This window comes from Nonomuraea sp. NPDC049504 (assembly GCF_040676845.1).
Classification (GTDB): Bacteria; Actinomycetota; Actinomycetes; order Streptosporangiales; family Streptosporangiaceae; genus Nonomuraea; species Nonomuraea salmonea.
The window spans coordinates 224,751-242,503 of sequence record NZ_JBFAPT010000002.1 but is presented as its reverse complement, the minus strand read 5'-3'; the positions used below and the strand labels follow the sequence as shown (position 1 = coordinate 242,503).

The following is a 17,753-nucleotide window of genomic DNA, read 5'->3' as shown; positions in this document are numbered from 1 at the left end:
AGTCACACTCTACTAATTTGTTTGGTCGAAATACCAACTAATTGTAGGTGGGGCGCGGTCCGCGGTCCACCGCGGGCGGCGGCGTTCCGCGCCCCAGCGCCCATCCCATTCCAACCCATCCCATCCCATCCCATCCCGAGGAGTGACCCCCTCATGCCGACACCCGACCCGACCCGCCGCGCGTTCCTCGGCCTGGTCGGCGCAAGCGTCCTGGTGGCGGGCTGCGCCGAGAAGAGACAGGCGCCCCAGGGCACGGCCGTGGCCGCCGACAAGCTCAAGAGCCTGGTGCCGACGCGGGTGCCGTTCGAGATCCCCGGGCTGAAGCCCGACCTGCCCGCCTCCGAGTTCGTGCAGGCGGGCTTCCTGACCCGGCCGGCCCAGATGGTGCAGGCCGTCACCACCCCGCCGCTGACCAGCGGCAAGGAGGTGACCGCGATGACACCGCTGTGGGGCACGGTGCCGCCGGGGCTCGGCAGCAACTCCTACTACGAGGAGGTCAACAAGCGGCTCGGCGGCGTCGTCCGCTTCAACATCTCCGACGGCAACACCTACGGGCAGAAGCTCAGCACCGTCCTGGCCAGCGGCGACGTGCCGGAGATGGTGATGGTCCCGGAGTGGGAGCTGGTCAAGATCGGCCGCTTCACCGAGGCGGCCAACAAGCTCTTCGCCGACCTGGGCCCCTACCTGGCCGGCGACAAGGCCAAGGAGTTCCCGCTGCTGGCCAACTACGACACCGCGGCCTGGCAGTACGGCGTCTTCGGCGGCGTGCTCCAGGGCATCCCGTGGCAGAACGACCCGTACCCGTTCGCCACCTTCGTCCGCCAGGACATCATGAAGAAGCTCGGCCTCGAACACCCCAAGAGCGCCGACGACCTGCTCACGCTCGGCGCGGCGATCACCGACGCCAAGGGCAAGCGCTGGGCGTTCGGCGGCGGCATGGAGCAGGAGATCCAGCGGGCCTTCGGGGTGCCGCGCGAGTGGCGCAAGAAGAGCGACGGCACGCTGGAGTACAAGTACGAGACCGAGGAGTGGGCCGCCCACATCGAGTTCGTCGCCAAGCTCTTCGAGGCCGGCCACGTGCACCCCGACGTCGTGGCCAACAAGGACGCCGACAACAAGGCCATCTTCGGCAGCGGTGAGATCGTCGTCTACCGCGACGGGCTCGGCGCCTGGCACGAGGCGCTCGGCCGCTTCCAGGCCGACAACCCCGACTTCGACATGCAGATCGTCGACCCCTACCCGGCCAAGCCCGGCGGGCGGCTCACCATGTGGCGCAACGAGCCCGCCAGCATGTTCATCTTCATCAAGAAGGGGCTCGGCGACGCCCGCACCCGCGAGCTGCTCGCGCTGTCGAACTGGGCCTCGGGGCCGTTCGGCACCCAGGAGTACGAGCTGTGCTACAACGGCGTCGAGGGCAAGCACTACACGGTCGAGGACGGCAAGGTCAAGCAGACCGCGCTCGGCCGCAAGGAGGTCGCGCCGACCTACCTGTTCCTGTCCGGCCGGCCCAACGCCAACGCGATGAGCCAGTACGACGGGCTCGTGCAGTCCCTGTGGGACTGGCAGACCAAGGCGGCCGCGATCCTGGAGAACGACCCGTTCGTGGGCATCCGGGTGGAGCGGCCGTCGAAGATGGCCGGGCTGGTCACGCCCACCGAGGACAAGATGCAGGAGATCTTCCGCGGCAAGCGGCCGATCTCCGAGTGGCCGAAGATCCTCAAGGACTGGCAGGAGCAGGGCGGCAACGAGGCACGCGAGTTCTACATGAAGGTCGCGCGCGAGAACGGGCGGCTGTGACGACGCCACGGACGGGCACGGCGACGGTCGAGCGGCCGCCCGGCCGCCACGCGCCCGCCGCCCACGCCGCGAGCGGGCTGTCGTGGCGGGCCAAGCTGCGCAGGGACTGGCCGTTGCTGGTGATGAACCTGCCGATGCTGCTCGTCGTGGTCGCCTTCTGGTGGATCCCGGCGCTCGGCAACGTCATCGCCTTCCAGGACTACAACCCGTACACCGACGGCATCCTCGGCAGCCCCGTCATCGGCTTCACCAACTTCGCGCTGCTCTTCGAGGACCCGCAGTTCCTGCGCGCGATCACCAACACCCTGTCGATCACGGCGTTCCAGCTCGTCTTCTACTTCCCCGTGCCGATCATGCTGGCGCTGTTGCTCAACAGCATCGTCTCCGCCCGGCTGCGGGCGTTCGTGCAGGGCGTGGTCTACATGCCGTTCTTCTTCTCCTGGGTGCTGGTCGTCGCCATCTTCCAGCAGATGTTCGGCGGCGCGGGCCTGCTCGCGCAGATCCTGCGGGAGAACGGCCGCGAGGCGGTGGACTGGATGACGAACTCCGACACGTTCATCCTGCTCATCACCTCGCAGACGATCTGGAAGGACGCCGGCTGGGGCGCGATCATCTTCCTGGCCGCGCTCAGCACCATCGACCCCAACCTGTACGAGGCCGCCGCCGTGGACGGCGCCCGCCGCTGGCGCCGCATGTGGCACATCACGCTGCCCGGCCTGCGCCCGGTGATCGTGCTGCTGCTGATCCTGCGCCTGGGCGACGCGCTGAACGTCGGCTTCGAGCAGTTCATGCTGCAGCGCAGCGCGGTCGGCAGCGAGGCGTCCGAGGTGTTCGACACGTTCGTGTACTGGTCGGGCCTGCGTACCGGGGACCTCGGGTACGGGGCGGCGGCCGGGCTGTTCAAGGGCCTGGTGGGGCTGCTGCTGATCCTGGCGGCCAACCGGGTCGCGCACGCCATGGGGGAACGAGGGGTGTATTCGCGATCATGACGGCTTCGACGTTCACGCGCGGCAGGGGCCGGCCGGCCCGGCTGGCTCCCTGGGAGGAACGCCCGTCCCCGGTCGGGCAGCTCGGCAAGGGCACGCTGGTGACGCTGATCCTGGTGGCCGTGCTCGGCCCGCTCTACACGATCGTGCTCACCAGCCTCAGCTCGTCGGCCACGGTGACCGCGGCCGGAGGGCTGGTGCTGGTGCCGGACGGCATCACGTTCGAGGCGTACCGGCAGATCTTCTCCGACACGGTGGTCAGCCGGGCGATCCTGGTCAGCACCGGCGTCACCGTCGCCGGGACGCTGATCAGCGCCGGGGTGAGCGTGCTGGGGGCGTACTCGCTGTCGCGGCCCGGCTCGTTCCTGCACCGGCCGCTGCTGTTCAGCGTGCTGCTGATGTTCGTCTTCTTCCCGGGCATCATCCCGGTCTATCTGATGGTCAGCGGGCTGGGGTTGAAGGACAGCTACTGGTCGCTGATCCTGCCGACGGCCGTGTCGGCGTTCAACGTGGTGGTGCTGCGCTCGTTCTTCATGAATATCCCGAAGGAGATCCTGGACAGCGCCCGTATCGACGGAGCCGGTGAGTTCCGCATCCTGTTCAGGATCGTGCTGCCCATGTCGAAGGCGGTCACGGCGGTGGTGGCGATGTTCTACGCGGTCGGCTACTGGAACGCGTGGTTCAACGCGATGCTCTACATCGACGACACCCGCAAGTGGCCGCTCGCGCTGATCCTGCGGCAGTACGTGGTCGACTCGAACCCGCTGCCGGCCGCCACCGCGGGGGTGACGGGGGACGCGCCGCCCACCCTGGCCATCAAGATGGCCATCGTGGTCATCGCGGTCATCCCCGCGCTCGTCCTCTATCCTCTGGTGCAGCGCCACTTCACCAAGGGGGTGATCGTGGGCGCGGTCAAGGGCTGAGCCCGCGGGTCAGGAGTAGAAGTGCATGACCAGGGCCAGGCCGCCGAAGTGCACGAGCACCACGATCGTGATCAATGACACGAACACGAACTTCGCCGGGCCGTGCTCGAAGTGTTTGCCCTCCTCCAAGGGGCGCAGCTTGGCCTGGCGCTCGGCGATGCGCTCCTCGATCGGCTTGCGGTGGAACACGGGCGACGTCCCTTCAGGGGCGGAGGGGTATCCTTAGTGGGCTATTAGTTGGTACACAAAGTAATTTATCAGACGCCCCCGGAGGTCCCACCACATGGAGCCTGTGACAGAGCCGACAGATCTCCTCGCGCTGGACCGTCAGGTGTGCTTCGCCCTCAGCATCGCCTCCCGGAGCGTCATCGCCCTCTACCGGCCGCTGCTGCAGCCCATGGGCCTGACCCACCCGCAATATCTCGCCATGCTGGCGCTGTGGCAGCACGAGCCGCTGTCGGTCAAGGAGCTGGGCGAGCTGCTCCAGCTCGACGCCGGGACGCTGTCGCCGCTGCTCAAGCGGCTCCAGTCGCTCGGTTACGTCAACCGTGAGCGCAACGCCATGGACGAGCGCTCCCTCGTCGTCACCCTGACTCCCGAGGGGCGGCGGCTGCGGGCCGAGGCCGAGAAGATCCCGCCCGCGATCGTCGACCGTCTGGGGATGAGCCTGTCCGAGCTCCAGGACCTGCACGCGGTGCTGAGCCGCGTGATAGAAGCCGCCCGCCCCTGATTCACTTCATCAGCTCGTACGCGCTGTACGCCGTCACGCCGTACGCCAGGTGCGGCACGACGTCGGACGCCCAGGAGGACGCCGACCACTCACGCGGATCCGTGATCCCGAGCGCCGTCATGGGCCCGTTCGACCCCACCATGGCCAGCGCCGTCAACGCCAGCACCCCGACCGGCCACGGAACCCGCCGCTTGGACGCGAGCATCCCGTAGCAGACCGCTGCCCCGGCCCCGGTGGCGTACCCCACCAACGCCCCGAGCGCCTCCTTCCTGTTCTCGGCCTGCTCCTTCTCCCCGAGCCCCACCCCGCCCATCTCGGCCAGCTTCCCCACGGTCTCGGCCGGCGTGCTACTGGCCGCCCGCGCCCTGACCGCCATGTCGAGGTAGGTGACGAGATTGAGCGCACAGGTCCCAGCCGCCCCGGCGATGAGCCTCTTGCCAAGTGTCTGCATGCACCTTCGACTACCCACCTGCCACGAAGAAGGCCCTCCTGCCCGAAACACCCCAGCCAGACAGGAGGACCAGCCCCTCCAGGAGGGGCGCTCAAGGGAGCAACCCCACTTCGACCAGCCCAGACCCCTCAGCTGAGGAGGAGATCAGGCTCCGACGACCGGACCCCACCCCCAGCCAGGCAAGAGAGCAAGCTCCACCGAGCGGACCCCCACCCCCTTCCCAAAAGGACCCCAACCAGGCAGGAGAGCAGGCTCCACCGAGCGGACCCCACTCCCTCCCAAAAGGACCTCAGCCAGGCAGGAGGGCAGGGTCCGGCGAGCGGGCCCCACCCCCCTCTCTCCAAAGGACCTCAGCCTGGCAGGAGGGGCGCTTCCTATGACGAGGTGCAGGTCAACGTGGGTTGGGTGCTTTCTCCTGTGGCGTTGAAGCCGAAGGACGTTGTCGCGCCCGGGCCGACGTTGCCGTTGTAGCCGGCGTTGGTCACCGTGACGGACGTGCCTGACTGGGTGGGGGTGCCGCCCCACAGGTTGGTGACCTGCTGGCTGCCCGGCCAGGTCCAGGTGACCTTCCAGCCCGAGATGGCACTGGTGCCGGTGTTCTTGACTGTGACGTTCGCCTGGAAACCGCCGGGCCAGGAGTTGCCGGGCTCGTAGGTGGCGGTGCAGCCGGTTTCGGGGCTGACGGTGGGGGTGACCGAGACCGTCGGGGTGACCGAGACCGTAGGAGTGACGGTGATCGGCGGGCCGGTGCGGTCGCCGTAGATGATGCCGCGGCCGTTCGTGCCCAGGTAGACCCGGCCGTACACGCGCGGGTCGCCGGTCAGCGCCTCGCCCATGTTGCCCCACTGGTGCTCGTCGTCGTTGATGCGCAGCCAGCTCGACCCGCCGTCGTCCGAGCGGTACAGGCCGGTGACGCCGTCGATGGTGGCGACGGCGAAGACCGCCTGATAGGTGGCTCCGGGCGCGGCCTTGCCGAAGCCGACGTTGACCGCGTTCGTGATGCCGGCCAGCTTGGTGAAGGAGGCCCCGCCGTTGGTGGAGTGCCAGATGCCGCCCTCGCCGGCCACCCACAGGTCGCCCTCGACGCCGGGCACGGCCTTGAACTTGCCGGTCGTGGGCAGCCCGGTGGCGGCGGTGGCGGTGAAGGTGGCGCCGCCGTTGGTGCTGCGGTACAGGCGGCCGCCGCTGAGGCCGTAGAACGTCATCGGGTTGACCCGGTCGGACTCCACGACCGCGTCGGTGGGCAGGCCGGACGCGGTCTGCCAGGAGTTGCCGTACCCGACGGAGTAGACGGGCGTGACGCCCTTGGGCGCCCAGACGAAGCGGGAGCCGTCGGCCGCCGCGGCGACCGTGCCGCCCTCGTTGACGCCGCCCGGCTCGGTGCCCTGGAACCAGTTGGCGCCGCCGTCGGTGGAGAAGGCGACGTGGCTGTCGTTCGGGCGGTCGGCGTCGGTGAAGTTCCCGGCCCTGACCATGATCGACGGCGCCTTCTCGGCGTAGTCGAGGCTGGTCGTGGAGGTGAAGGTCGGCTGGGTGAACATCATGGACGGGACGGCGTCCAGGTCGGTGTGCCGGAAGCCGGCGATGTCGCCGAGGCCGCTGATCAGGGGCGCGCCGCTGGGCGGGCTGATGAGATCGAGGACGGCGGTCTCCTCCAGGCCCCTGGCCATGGGCCTGATCGTGAACTTGCCGCCGGAGTCCCACTGGGTGAGATTCTCGGTGCCGTAGATGGTGGCGCCGGTGCCGTACATCATCCGGTCGGAGTCGAACGGGTCGATCTCCAGCGACTCGGTCATCCAGCCGAGCTTGGGCGTGACCTCGGGCGGCTGCGGGTTGGTGCCGAAGGTCAGCCAGGGGTTCTCGGAGATGTTCATGGTGTAGCGGAACGAGCGATCGGGGTAGGAGGTCCAGTCCCAGACCCGGGTCCAGGTGGCGCCGGAGTCGGTGGAGCGGAAGAAGATGACGTCGGGCCACCAGGAGATCTGCGTGGCGACCATGATCGTCTCTGGGTTCTGCCGGTCGATGGTCAGGCCGCTGTAGCCGAAGTAGTCGTCGGAGCTGGACGACGGCACGGGGCTGATCTGGGTCCAGGCGCCGGTGGCGGTGGCGTAGCGCCACACGTCGCCCTTGCCTCCGTCGTACGGTCCGCCGGTGTCGCTGGTGGCGATGTAGAGGTAGCCGTTGACCGTGTCGAGCACGCCCTTGTGGGCGATGTAGCCGGTCGGCTGCCCGGCGAGGCGCGACCAGGTGGCGCCGCCGTCGGTGGTGCGGTAGACGGTGTTCTCCTTGTCGGCGACGCCGACGTAGATGGTCCTGGTGGCGCTGCCCGAGGTGGACGATCGCTTGTCGAAGGTCACCCAGACGACGCCGGGCCGGTGGCTGAGGTAGCCGTTGGGGTCGTTCGGGTCCTGGGCGTAGTCGCCGGCGTTGGGGAAGCTGGTCACCTTCGACCAGGTGGCGCCGTGGTCGGTGCTGCGCCAGAGGCCGTTGCCGTTGGGCGCGCCGAAGTACAGGACGCGGTTGTCGTTGGGGTCGACCGACAGCGCCTCGCCCATGCCGCGGCCCGGCATGTTGCCGCCCAGTTTGAACGGCAGCGGCGTGACCTGCCAGGTGTCGCCCTTGTCGGTGGAGCGCAGGATGGCGCCGTTGCCGGGATCCCAGCTGTTGGTGTACATGCCGACGGCGGCGTACACGCGGTTGGTCTGGACGGGGTCGGTGGCCAGGCTGATCACGCCGTTGTAGCCCCACTTGTCCCAGCCGACCCAGTCGAGCAGCGGGGTCCAGGACTTGGTGGACTGGCTCCACCGGTACGCGCCGCCGATGTCGGTGCGGGCGTAGATGAGGTTGCGTTCCGTCGGGTTGAAGACGATGCCGGGGACGAAGCCGCCGCCGTCGATGCGCACGTTCTTGAACGCGTACGGGTCGGAGGCGACGGCCGAGACCGGTGACATCCGCACCACGGCCGCCACGAGCAGGACGGCGGCGGCGGTGAGCAGGACCAAGAGCCTTTTTGGCATGCGCGGCTCTCCCTTTCCTGGCGCCCGCTGGAGGGCGCACCAAAGGCGTCGATGACCGCCATGCACGAGCAGAATGCGAGACCCTGACCGTCGCCGCGCCTTCGCGCATGAGCTTTTCAAGAAGGCTCACACACCCGCGCACCGACGGTCAATAGTTTGGATGCACGACGAATTAACCAGCGACAGGAACGCTGCTCACAGCCCGTTCAGAACGCGCGCCGAGCGCCGCCCACAACGCGATCGCGATGTAGACGAGCTGTTCGGGGATCCGCTCGACCAGCGGCGAGGCGATCGAGGTGCCGGCGATGGCGGCGTAGATGTTGGCCGGCAGCAGCCCGACGAACAGCAGCGCCAGGCAGATGCCCGCGGGCCGCCTGAAGCGGACGAGCACCAGCCCGGCCGCCCCGGCCAGCTCCAGCACTCCGGTCAGATACACCACGAACCCGGGGAACGGTACGAACGGCGGCACCATGGCCACCATGTCCCCGTAGTTGGGCATGAAGGTCACCCCGGCCGGGACGAAGTGCGCGCTCGCCGTCATGACCAGCATCACGGCCAGCCCGTGCGCCGCGCTCACCCGCCACGTGCCGAACCGGCCCACGCCGAGCGCGCCGAGCCCCCTGAACGCCAGCGTGGCGACCAGCAGAACGATCAATGTCACGAGAGCCCCCATTGGATAGCAGTACTACCTGTTAATTAGATAACACCACTATCCAGCAGAGTGCAACTCCTTAACGGATCCGGTTCTTCGGCGGCGGCGCGACCCTCACCTTCGACCCCCACCCGGTGTAGGTCGTCACCATCTGGAACCGGCCGTCCGTGGGCACGTTGTCGACGGCCTGGCGCGCGGTGACGAGCTTGCGCGGCAGGTTGTCGGGGCCGAGCGTGAGCGCGTACGTCAGCACGGCGTCCCCCGCCCCGCCGCCGAAGGGCAGGCTCGCCCGGAACCACGGCGACACCTTCCGCAGCGTGGCGTAACCGATCTTGCCGGAGTACGTGCGGCCCTTCTTCTTGCCCTTGAGCAGGACCTTCAGCGTGGCCGGCTCGGCCGGGTTCACGAGCTGCCCGTAGGTGCCGGTGTAGGAGCCGGTCGAGCCCAGGGGCTCCTTGGCGAACGTGCCGTCCCCGGGGCTGAACACGTCGACCTTGTGCGTGGTCCAGCTCTTCCCGCCGATCCAGATCGTACGGCCGCCGTCCACGGCGTACAGGCGGTCGAAGACGCCGCCCGAGTACTTCTTGACCTGGGCGGTGATGTCGGAGGCCGCGATGCCCTTCTTGCCGAACCGCCACTTACCGGTGCGCCGTAAGAACGTCGTGGTCCCGGAGTCGTTCACCAGGGACGTGGCGTCGCGGAACGTGACGCCCCTGCCCGGCTTGAGCGTCTTCTGGAGCGCCTTGACCGGGTCTGCCAGGGCGGCCAGGGCAGGGGTCGTCAAGGCAGGGGTGGCGGCCATGGACACGCTCATGGCCGCCACGGCGGCTACGGCGATCTTCCGCATGGAGTTTCCTTCCTTCGGGAGATCGCAGAGTCTGCCGAACCTTGATCACGACCTGGTGAACGCGAAGTCCTTGATCCGCAGGTCGCCCTTGAACACCACGTACAGGTCGCCTGAGCCCGCCTTCGCCGTCGCGGTCACGTCCGCGTACCGGTAGATCCCGCCGGTGGCGGGCACCTGCACGGTCGCGAGCAGCGCGCCGGTCGGCGAGCCGCGCCGCACCTCGAACGAGCCGCCGCCGGTCGAGGCCACCGACGCCGTGAGCCGGGAGCCCCACGCCGCGCGGGTGAAGGCCAGCCAGTCGCCGGCCGAGCCCTCGACGACCTCGCCGCTCACCTTGCTCTCGTCGGCGAAGGTGACGTCCGCGTAGTCGTCGAAGTCCATGGCCCTGGTCGGCTTGGTGAGGTCGCGCACGGGCACCGTCTCGCCGGAGACGCGCAGCGTCGTGGACTGGCGGATGCGGTCGGAGGCCGAGCCGACGAGCACGTCGTGGGCGGCCTTCTCGACCGTCCACCTGCCCCGGGTGTGGTCCCAGACGGCCAGGTCCGCCTTCTTCAACGGGAAGCTCACCGTACGGCTCTCCCCCGGCTTCAGCGTCACCCGCTGGAAGCCGCGCAGCTGCTTGACCGGCTGCGCGAAGCGCGAGCCGCGCTGGTGGGTGTAGAGCTGCACGACCTCGTCGCCGGTCACCCTGCCGGTGTTGGTCACCTTCACGCTCACCTTGTCGCCCCGCACGCGCAGGCCCTGGTAGCCGAACGTGGTGTAGCTGAGGCCGTGGCCGAAGGCGTAGAGCGGCTTGTCCCTGTTGTACAGGTACGTCATGCCGGTCTTGACCAGGTCGTAGTCCAGCAGGTCCGGCAGGTCGTCGCCGGCCGGCCAGGTCTGGGGCAGCCGCCCGCCCGGGTTGACGTCGCCGAACAGCACGTCGGCGATGGCGTGCCCGGTCTCGGCGCCCGCGTGCGTGGTCCACAGCAGCGTCGGCGCGTCCACGATGACCGGGTAGCTGGTCTCCAGGACGACCACCGTGCGCGGGTTGGCCTTGCGCACGGCGTCGATCAGCCGCCGCTGGCCGTCGCCCAGCTTCAGCGTGTCACGGTCGTGGAACTCGCGGCCCGCCACGAACGGGTGGCTGCCCACCACCACGACCGCGACCTGCGCCTTCTTCGCCTGCGCCGCGGCCTCGGCGATGCCGTCGGAGACGACCTCCTTGGCGAACGCGGCGGCCTGCGCCTTGGGCACCAGGCCGAGCGTGCCCTCAGGGGTGACGCCCACGTACGCGTCGGGCAGTGCGAACCAGCTCTCGACCGTCTCGTAGCCGGCGTACCTGATGAGGTAGGCGCCGCCGGGCTGCTTCTCCAGGGCGAACTGCTGGGAGACGTACCAGCCGTCGGGCTCGGCGTCGTCGGTGTCGAGCGAGCGCCAGTCGCCGCCGAGCAGCCGGCCGTTGCCGGCGTTGCGCAGCGTGGAGACGCCGCCGGTCCAGTCGGTCAGGTCCCACTGGGCGGCCGCGGTGGGCGCGGTGCCGGTGAGCACGGCGTTGTCGTCGGGCCCGGTGCCGGTGGCGGTGAGGTACGTGCCGCTCTCCACGTGCTTGAGCGCGATGCGCTCCAGCCCTTCGCCGGTCGTCACGCCGGGCACCCGCTCCTTGATCCCGTCGAGCGGCGTCACCTGGTACGGCAGCTGCCCCGAGTACCAGTCCCGGTAGAGCTTGCCGGCCAGCGGCCCGACCACGGCCGCCGACGTCGGCCTGCCCAGCGGCAGCACGCCGGAGTTCTTCAGCAGCACGGCCGCCTTCGCCGCGGTCTCGCGGTTCAGCTTCTGGTGGGCGGCGCTGTTGATCACCTCGGCGCTGATCTCCTTGTACGGCCCGCCGTCCGGGTCGAAGTGCCCGAGCCTGGTCCTGATCGACAGCACCCGCCCGACGGCCTCGTCCACGTCGGCCTCGGTGATGCGGCCCTGGTCGAGCGCCGCCTTGAGGTTGGTGACCAGCGGCCCGATGTCGCTGCCGTCGATGGTGAAGCTGTCGAGCCCGGCCTTCAGCACGGCCGCGAACGCCTCGGGCTTGCCCTCGTAGTAGTGCTCCAGGTCGGTGAGCGCGTGCGGCCCCCAGGCGTCGCTCACGTTGTAGAGCGTCTTGCCGGTCCACGACCTGACGACGGTGTCCAGGTCGGGGTTGACGTGGTTGGGCCGCCCGTTGACCAGGTTGTACGACGCCATCACCCCGGTCGCCGCGTCGGCCGAGATGGCCGCCTTGAACGCCGGCTCGTAGTACTCGTGCCTGAGCTTGGGCGTCAGGTTGGAGGAGGTGAGGCTGCGGTCGGTCTCGTTGTTGTAGGCCAGGTAGTGCTTCAGGACGGGCGCGGTCTTGAGGTAGAAGGGGTCGTCGCCCTGGAGGCCCTTGCCGTAGGCGGTGGACATGGCCCCGGTGAGCAGCGGGTCCTCGGAGTAGCCCTCCTCGTTGCGGCCGGCCCTGGGGTCGCGCAACAGGTCGACCACGGGCGCCCACACCTGCAGCCCCCACAGGACGGGGTCGGTGGCGTTGTAGCCGCGCGCCTCGTCGCCCACGGCCGAGCCGACCCGCTTGACCAGCTCCGGGTCCCACGTGCTGGCCAGGCCCACGGCCTGCGGGAACACCGTGCCGCTCGCGAACTCCTGGTTCCAGTTGTCGTCGAGGTGGTTGGACCAGGCGACGCCGTGCAGGGCCTCGGTGCCGTTCTTGTGGTAGCCGATGCCGAGCCGGGGGATCGCGGGCTGCGACTGGTGCAGCAGGCTGAGCTTCTCGTCCAGCGTGAGCCGGCCGAGCAGGTCGGAGACCCGCTGGTCGAGCGGGAGCGCCGGGTTCTGGAAGGGGTGGCTCGGGGCGGCCTGGGCGGGCGCGGCGAGCAGGGACGCGGCCAGGGCCAGGGTGGCTAATAACGGGACTTTTCGCATCTTGGGGTCTCCATCACTTGATGGCGCCGACCGTCACACCTCGGGTCAGCGTGCGCTGGAAGATCAGGAAGAAGGCGACCGCCGGCAGCACGCCGAGCAGCGCCGACGCGCTGGACATGGTGGCGTCCATGTACCGCTCCCCTTGCAGGATCCCGAGCGCCACCGGCACCGTCTGGGTGTCGTTGGAGATCAGGAAGATGAGCGGCAGGAAGAACTCGTTCCAGGTCCAGATGAAGAAGAAGATCAGCAGGACGTTGATCGTCGGCCGGCTGATCGGCACCACGATCCTCAGCAGCGCGCGCAGCCGCCCCGCGCCGTCGATCGCCGCCGCCTCCAGGATCTCCTTCGGGAACTGGCCCAGCACCGCGCTCAGCAGATACGTGCCGAACGCCGCCTGGATCGCGGTCATCACGATGATCACCGCGAGCTGGGTGTCGTACAGACCGGCGGCCTTGGCCAGGTAGTACAGCGGGTAGGCCAGCGACTCCTGCGGCAGCGTGTTGGCCACCAGGAACAGCACGAGGATCCACAGCCGGCCCTTCACCCGGCCGATGCCCAGCGCGTACGCGTTGAGCACCGACAGCACGACCGCGAGCACTGCCACGGACGCGCTGATCAGGAAGCTGTTCCAGAGCTTGGTGCCGAACTCCGCCCGGTTCCAGAAGTCCACGATGCCCTGGAGGTAGAGCCCGTCGGGCAGGCTCAGCGGCCCCTGCGAGCTGTACTCGGCCGGCGACTTGATCGCGTTCATCGCCACGATGAGGAACGGGAAGATCATCACCACGGCCAGCACGACGAGCGCGAACAGCACCGCCCACCGTCCGGGGCTCCTCATGACTCACGCTCCTGCACCCGCAGGAACAGGAACGTCACCACGATGATGATCAGCGCCAGCACGGTGGCGATCGCCGAGCCGTAGCCGACGTTGCTCTTCTGGAAGAAGTTCAGGTACGAGAAGTACGACGGCACCATCGTCGCGTTGCCGGGACCGCCGCGCGTCAGCACGAAGATCGGCCCGAACACCTTCAGCGCCGCGATCGTGCACGTCAGCAGCACCACGAAGATCTCCGGCCGGATCTGCGGGATCGTGATGTGCCAGAACTTCCGCCACCACGAGGCCCCGTCGATCTCGGCCGCCTCGTAGTAGGACGGGTCCACCCGCTGCAGCCCGGCCATGAAGATGACGACGGGATAGCCGAGTTGGAACCACACCATGACCCCCATGACCGTGGCCAGCGCCAGGTCGGGGTCGCCGAGCCAGTCGAGGTCGAGGCCGAGGATCTGGTTGACGGCGCCGTACGAGGGGTGCAGCATCCAGCCCCACACCACGCCCGCCACCGCCACCGGCAGCACCTGCGGCAGGTAGTACATCGCGCGCAGCGCCGAGGCCGTGCGGGCGCCGAACCTCCTGCCGATGTAGTCGAACAGGGCCGCCGCCAGCACCAGCCCGATCGCGGTCGGCACGATCGCCATGGCCACGATCAGCCCCACGTTGTGCTGGAACGACTCCCAGAACCGCTCGTCGGCCAGCAGCCGCGTGTAGTTGTCGAGCCCGATCCAGCGCGGCGTGCCCACCCCCGACCAGCGGGTGAAGCTCGCCCCGACGTTCATCACGAACGGCACGACGATGACGGCGAGGAACAGCAGCAGGCTGGGCACCAGATAGAGCCAGTAACCCCGCCTGCTGCCGGTACGAACGCTCATCTAGTTGCCCAGGTCGGCGAGGTTGTCCTCGTACGGCCCGGCGATCTCGTCCAGCACCTGGGCAGGGGTCTTGCTGCCGTTGATGAGGTTCTGGACGCCGGCCACCAGCACGTCGTAGTAGCCGGGCGCGGGCCAGTCGGGGTAGAAGGCCAGGCCATCGGCGGCGGTCAGCTTGTTGAAGGTCTCGATGAGCTCCTTGCTCTTCTCGTCGGTGATCGCGCCGGGGTCGGCCGCCACGGGGACGCCGCCGGAGTTGCCGAGCAGGTTCTGGATGTCCTGGCTCATCGTGATGTCGATGAAGTCGTACGCGAGGTCCTTGTTCTCGGAGTTCTCCGGCACGACCCAGAGGTTGCCGCTCGACCCCGGCGACATGGCGGCGCCGGGGAACAGGAAGTGGCCCCACTCGAAGTCCTTGATCTCCGAGGCGAAGCGGCCGTACCACCAGCTGCCGCTGATCACCATGGGGAACTCGCCCTTCATGAACGCCACGCCCATGTCCTCGGCCTTGAGTCCGGCCGAGTTCTTCGCGATGTAGCCCTTCTTCACCCAGTCGGCGAACGTCTCGGCCCCGTAGGTGAACTCGGGCCCGTGGAAGTCGACCTTGCCCTTGTAGAGCTGGTACGACTCCATCCACGGCTTCTGCGCCTTGGTCAGCGCGAGCTGGTAGAGGATCTGCTGCGCCGGGTACTCGGCGCCGGCGTTGGCGAGCGGGGTCACCCCTGCCTTGACGAAGGTGTCCAGCGCGGCGGTGAACTCCTCGTACGTGGCCGGCACCTCGACCTTGTGCTTGGCGAAGAGGTCCTTGTTGTAATAGACCATCACGAACTCGCCGTAGTTGGGCACGCCGTACCACTTGCCGGAGCCCATCACGCCGCGGTCGTCGTACTTGGCGGTGGTCTGCAGGCCGCCGGGCAGCAGCTTGTCCCAGCCGCGCTTGGTGGCCTCCTCGCTGAGGTCGGTCAGCAGGCCCTGCTTCGACAGCAGCCCCGACGTGGCGTTGCCCTTGTTGTACTCCATGAGGTCGGGCGCCTCGTCCGAGTTGAGCACCATGCTCGCCGTCTTCTGGATCTGCTCGAAGCCCTTCTCCTCGAACTCGACCTTCACGTTCGGGTGCGACGCCTCGAACTTCTTGATCGCCTCGGCCCACGCCTTGCCCATCGCGCTCTCGGCGCTCTCGTAGTGCCAGAGCTTGAGCACGCGCGGCTCCGTGCCGCTCGGGGCGGGGCTCTCCGAGCCGCCCGAGCCGCAGGCCGACAGCGCCGACAGGGCGAGCACGGCGGCGGCCAGCACCGCCGTGCCTCGTGATCTGACCATGATCCCTCCAGGGGGTGTTACGAGATGACGGCCCGCGCGGGAGCTCCGGCCACCGGGACGATGTCCACCCCGGTGACGCGCTTAGGGCCGGTGACGGCGACGCGCAGCTCGTCGCCGTCCCTGGTGGCGACCGCGACCGTCAGGCCGTCGGCGTCGTGGATGTGGACCGTGCCGTCGCCGCCCCCGAAGGCGACCAGCGTGATCTCGGGCGGCACGTCCACCGTGTCCCCTTCCTCCTGGACCGGGATGAGCGCGCCGTAGCGGACGAAGAGCGGGATCTGGTCGAGCGGCCTGCCGATCCGGACGTAGCGGGCGCCCTCCAGCACCTCGCCCGTCCAGTAGTCCACCCACCGGCCATGCGGCAGGTAGACCTGCCTGACGCCGTCCGGCGCGGTCATGGGGGCCACGAGCAGGTCGCGGCCGAGCAGGTACTCCAGATCGGCCTGCCAGGCCACCGGGTCGTCAGGGTGGTCGACGCACAGCGCCCGCATCATCGGCGCCCCCGTACGCGCGGCCTCGACGGCCGCCGAGTAGAGGTAGGGCATCAGCCGGTAGCGCAGCCTGAGCGCGGCCACCGCCTCCGCCTCGACGGCGGGGAACTCCCACGGCTCGCGGGTGGTCGTGCCGTGCAGGCGCAGCAGCGGCGACAGTGCGCCGAACTGGGTCCAGCGGACGTACAGGTCGTCGGTGGGGCGGCCGGTGAAGCCGCCGGCGTCGTGGCTCCAGAACGGCACGCCCGACAGGCCGTGCGCGAGGCCGCCCCTGATCGTGCTGCCCATGGCGGCGTAGCTGGTGTAGGTGTCGCCGCCCCACTGGGCGCTGTGGCGCTGCCCGCCCAGGTACGACGAGCGCGCCCACACCAGGTCGTGCCCGTTGACCTCGCGGGTGACCTCGGCCACGACGTCGTTGAACAGCAGCGTGTAGACGTTGTGCAGGTCGGTGCCTGACATGCCGTTGAAGGCGACCGCGTCGGCGGGCACGCCCTCGGCGAAGTCGGTCTTGAACGCGGCCACGCCCTGGCGCAGCAGCGGGCGCAGCAGGTCCTTGAACCAGGCGACGGCGGCCGGGTTGGTGAAGTCGACGATGCCGCAGGCGGGGAAGGAGCCGTGCCAGCAGTCGGCGACGTAGACGAGCCCCGCCTGATTTTTCAGGAAATATCCGGCTTCGGCGGCCTCGCGGAAGATCGGGCTGAGATGCGAGACGTACGGGTTCATCCACAGGCAGACCTTGAACCCCATCGTGTCCAGCTCGGCCAGCATGCGCTCGGGGTCGGGGAAGTTCTTCGCGTCCCACCGCAGGTCCGACCAGTGCCCGTCGGTCTGCCAGTACGTGTCCAGGTGCAGCACGTCGCACGGGATGCCCCGCTCCCTGATCGTGCGCGCCCTGGCCAGCACCCGCTCCTGGCTGTCCACGCAGAACCCCGACGAGATCCACGTGCCGAACGCCCACTTCGGCGGCAGCGACGGCCGGCAGGTCAGCCGGTCGTAACGCTCCAGCACCTCGGGCGGCGTCGGCCCGGCGATCACGTAGTAGTCGAGCACGTCGTCGGGCACCACGATCTGCACGACGCTGTGCGTGGACTGGCACACGTCGAACTCCACCGGCGCGCCGCTGTCCACCAGCACGCCGTAGCCGCGGCTCGACAGGTAGAGCGGCACGTTCTTGTACGCCCGCTGCGACTCGGCGCCGAAGGCGTCGAAGTTCCACATCACCGGCCGCTGGCCGCGCTTGTCGAGCCGGGTGAACGACTCGCCGAACCCGCTGAACGCCTCGTCCGGCACGGCGGCGAAGCTCTCGTGGTAGGCCACCGGGGTGCCCGCGGCGCGGGAGCGGCCGAACGGCAGCGTACGCATCCGGCCGCTGATGTCGGTGTGCCCGCGGTCCTGCTCGACCAGCGTGGCGCCGGAGGCATCGGTGAAGCGCAGGTGCCAGGGCGACAGGCCGATCTCGGCGCGCAGCGGGCCCGCGTCGATCAGGATCGGCTCGCCCGGCTCGGTCACCGCCCGCGCTTCGGCGTACGTGCCGGGCGTCACCAGCGCGATCGCCCTCTCCGAGCGGGGGCGCGCGGTCGCGTCATCCGACAACCTGACCCTGATCACGCCCTCGCCCGCCACGCCCACCTGCACGACCAGCGTCTCCTGGGCCGTGGTCACCGCCTTGAGCAGCACCTCCGCGCCGTCGGCCGCGAGCAGCTCCGCCGAGGCGAGCGCCGACAGGCCGCCCTCACCCCGCTCGCGGACCGGCAACTCGGGCGGGTCCGCGACGAAGTACTCGTGCGCGACCAGGGGAGGGCGATAGGGCATGGAAGCTCCTTCAACGCGGGCGCCAAACTCGTGAATTAGTTTGCTGTCCATACCAACAAACGTCAACGGTGCGAGCTTGCGGGAAGGCGCAAAGAAAAAGG

General features: G+C 69.0%; 14 protein-coding genes. 4 read left to right on the top strand and 10 right to left on the bottom strand.

Translation table 11 applies throughout. The annotated features are described in order from the left end of the window. Nucleotides 1–153 precede the first annotated feature (153 nt). The 3 genes from AB0K28_RS04430 to AB0K28_RS04420 are packed head-to-tail and all read left to right on the top strand — an operon-like array spanning nt 154 to nt 3,706. Nucleotides 154–1,797, top strand: coding sequence for an extracellular solute-binding protein (locus AB0K28_RS04430; protein WP_364364981.1), 1,644 nt, complete (start codon nt 154–156; stop codon nt 1,795–1,797). Further along, nucleotides 1,794–2,786, top strand: coding sequence for an ABC transporter permease subunit (locus AB0K28_RS04425; protein WP_364364978.1), 993 nt, complete (start codon nt 1,794–1,796; stop codon nt 2,784–2,786). The genes AB0K28_RS04430 and AB0K28_RS04425 overlap by 4 nt, the downstream gene beginning before the upstream one ends. Then, nucleotides 2,783–3,706 (top strand): carbohydrate ABC transporter permease, encoded by a 924-nt coding sequence (locus AB0K28_RS04420; protein ID WP_364364975.1) that lies wholly within the window; start codon nt 2,783–2,785, stop codon nt 3,704–3,706. The genes AB0K28_RS04425 and AB0K28_RS04420 overlap by 4 nt, the downstream gene beginning before the upstream one ends. Nucleotides 3,707–3,715: 9 nt before the next feature. Here the strand turns inward: AB0K28_RS04420 and AB0K28_RS04415 are convergent, their stop codons facing one another. Continuing rightward, on the bottom strand, nt 3,716–3,895 hold the full coding sequence (locus tag AB0K28_RS04415; protein WP_345396182.1) for a hypothetical protein: 180 nt from the start codon (nt 3,893–3,895) through the stop codon (nt 3,716–3,718). 94 nt (nt 3,896–3,989) lie between these two features. Between AB0K28_RS04415 and AB0K28_RS04410 the strand changes: the two genes are divergently transcribed. Beyond that, entirely contained in the window at nt 3,990–4,436 is a 447-nt protein-coding gene (locus AB0K28_RS04410; protein WP_364364972.1) for a MarR family transcriptional regulator, read from the top strand. A gap of 1 nt (nt 4,437) precedes the next feature. Here the strand turns inward: AB0K28_RS04410 and AB0K28_RS04405 are convergent, their stop codons facing one another. From AB0K28_RS04405 to AB0K28_RS04365, 9 genes are all read right to left on the bottom strand, one after another. Beyond that, nucleotides 4,438–4,887 carry a hypothetical protein gene (locus AB0K28_RS04405; protein ID WP_345396176.1) on the bottom strand — a complete coding sequence of 150 codons (450 nt, stop codon included), beginning with the start codon at nt 4,885–4,887 and terminating at the stop codon, nt 4,438–4,440. Between the two features lie 374 nt (nt 4,888–5,261). Further along, complete coding sequence (locus AB0K28_RS04400; protein WP_364364968.1) at nt 5,262–7,904, bottom strand: cellulose binding domain-containing protein; 2,643 nt, start codon at nt 7,902–7,904, stop codon at nt 5,262–5,264. Between the two features lie 172 nt (nt 7,905–8,076). Beyond that, nucleotides 8,077–8,565: a hypothetical protein gene (locus AB0K28_RS04395; RefSeq protein ID WP_345396174.1), complete on the bottom strand. Its 489-nt coding sequence runs from the start codon at nt 8,563–8,565 to the stop codon at nt 8,077–8,079. A gap of 70 nt (nt 8,566–8,635) precedes the next feature. After that, nucleotides 8,636–9,403: a hypothetical protein gene (locus AB0K28_RS04390; protein ID WP_345396171.1), complete on the bottom strand. Its 768-nt coding sequence runs from the start codon at nt 9,401–9,403 to the stop codon at nt 8,636–8,638. Between the two features lie 45 nt (nt 9,404–9,448). Next, entirely contained in the window at nt 9,449–12,331 is a 2,883-nt protein-coding gene (locus tag AB0K28_RS04385; RefSeq protein WP_364364964.1) for a glycoside hydrolase family 3 C-terminal domain-containing protein, read from the bottom strand. A 13-nt stretch (nt 12,332–12,344) separates the two neighbouring features. Further along, nucleotides 12,345–13,166, bottom strand: coding sequence for a carbohydrate ABC transporter permease (locus AB0K28_RS04380; RefSeq protein ID WP_364364961.1), 822 nt, complete (start codon nt 13,164–13,166; stop codon nt 12,345–12,347). Continuing rightward, entirely contained in the window at nt 13,163–14,035 is an 873-nt protein-coding gene (locus tag AB0K28_RS04375) for a sugar ABC transporter permease (protein WP_364364958.1), read from the bottom strand. The genes AB0K28_RS04380 and AB0K28_RS04375 overlap by 4 nt, the downstream gene beginning before the upstream one ends. Next, nucleotides 14,036–15,349 (bottom strand): extracellular solute-binding protein, encoded by a 1,314-nt coding sequence (locus tag AB0K28_RS04370; RefSeq protein WP_345396155.1) that lies wholly within the window; start codon nt 15,347–15,349, stop codon nt 14,036–14,038. 17 nt (nt 15,350–15,366) lie between these two features. Next, nucleotides 15,367–17,652, bottom strand: a complete 2,286-nt coding sequence (locus tag AB0K28_RS04365; RefSeq protein WP_364364954.1) for a TIM-barrel domain-containing protein — start codon at nt 17,650–17,652, stop codon at nt 15,367–15,369. Nucleotides 17,653–17,753: the final 101 nt, after the last annotated feature.

What these genes read in the sequence shown, in the direction of transcription:
- AB0K28_RS04420 (WP_364364975.1), top strand. Translation starts at nt 2,783, where the DNA reads ATGACGGCTTCGACGTTCACGCGCGGCAGGGGCCGGCCGGCCCGGCTG.
- AB0K28_RS04405 (WP_345396176.1), bottom strand. Translation starts at nt 4,887, where the DNA reads ATGCAGACACTTGGCAAGAGGCTCATCGCCGGGGCGGCTGGGACCTGT.
- AB0K28_RS04410 (WP_364364972.1), top strand. Translation starts at nt 3,990, where the DNA reads ATGGAGCCTGTGACAGAGCCGACAGATCTCCTCGCGCTGGACCGTCAG.
- AB0K28_RS04365 (WP_364364954.1), bottom strand. Translation starts at nt 17,652, where the DNA reads ATGCCCTATCGCCCTCCCCTGGTCGCGCACGAGTACTTCGTCGCGGAC.
- AB0K28_RS04375 (WP_364364958.1), bottom strand. Translation starts at nt 14,035, where the DNA reads ATGAGCGTTCGTACCGGCAGCAGGCGGGGTTACTGGCTCTATCTGGTG.
- AB0K28_RS04390 (WP_345396171.1), bottom strand. Translation starts at nt 9,403, where the DNA reads ATGCGGAAGATCGCCGTAGCCGCCGTGGCGGCCATGAGCGTGTCCATG.
- AB0K28_RS04400 (WP_364364968.1), bottom strand. Translation starts at nt 7,904, where the DNA reads ATGCCAAAAAGGCTCTTGGTCCTGCTCACCGCCGCCGCCGTCCTGCTC.
- AB0K28_RS04370 (WP_345396155.1), bottom strand. Translation starts at nt 15,349, where the DNA reads ATGGTCAGATCACGAGGCACGGCGGTGCTGGCCGCCGCCGTGCTCGCC.
- AB0K28_RS04385 (WP_364364964.1), bottom strand. Translation starts at nt 12,331, where the DNA reads ATGCGAAAAGTCCCGTTATTAGCCACCCTGGCCCTGGCCGCGTCCCTG.
- AB0K28_RS04430 (WP_364364981.1), top strand. Translation starts at nt 154, where the DNA reads ATGCCGACACCCGACCCGACCCGCCGCGCGTTCCTCGGCCTGGTCGGC.
- AB0K28_RS04380 (WP_364364961.1), bottom strand. Translation starts at nt 13,166, where the DNA reads ATGAGGAGCCCCGGACGGTGGGCGGTGCTGTTCGCGCTCGTCGTGCTG.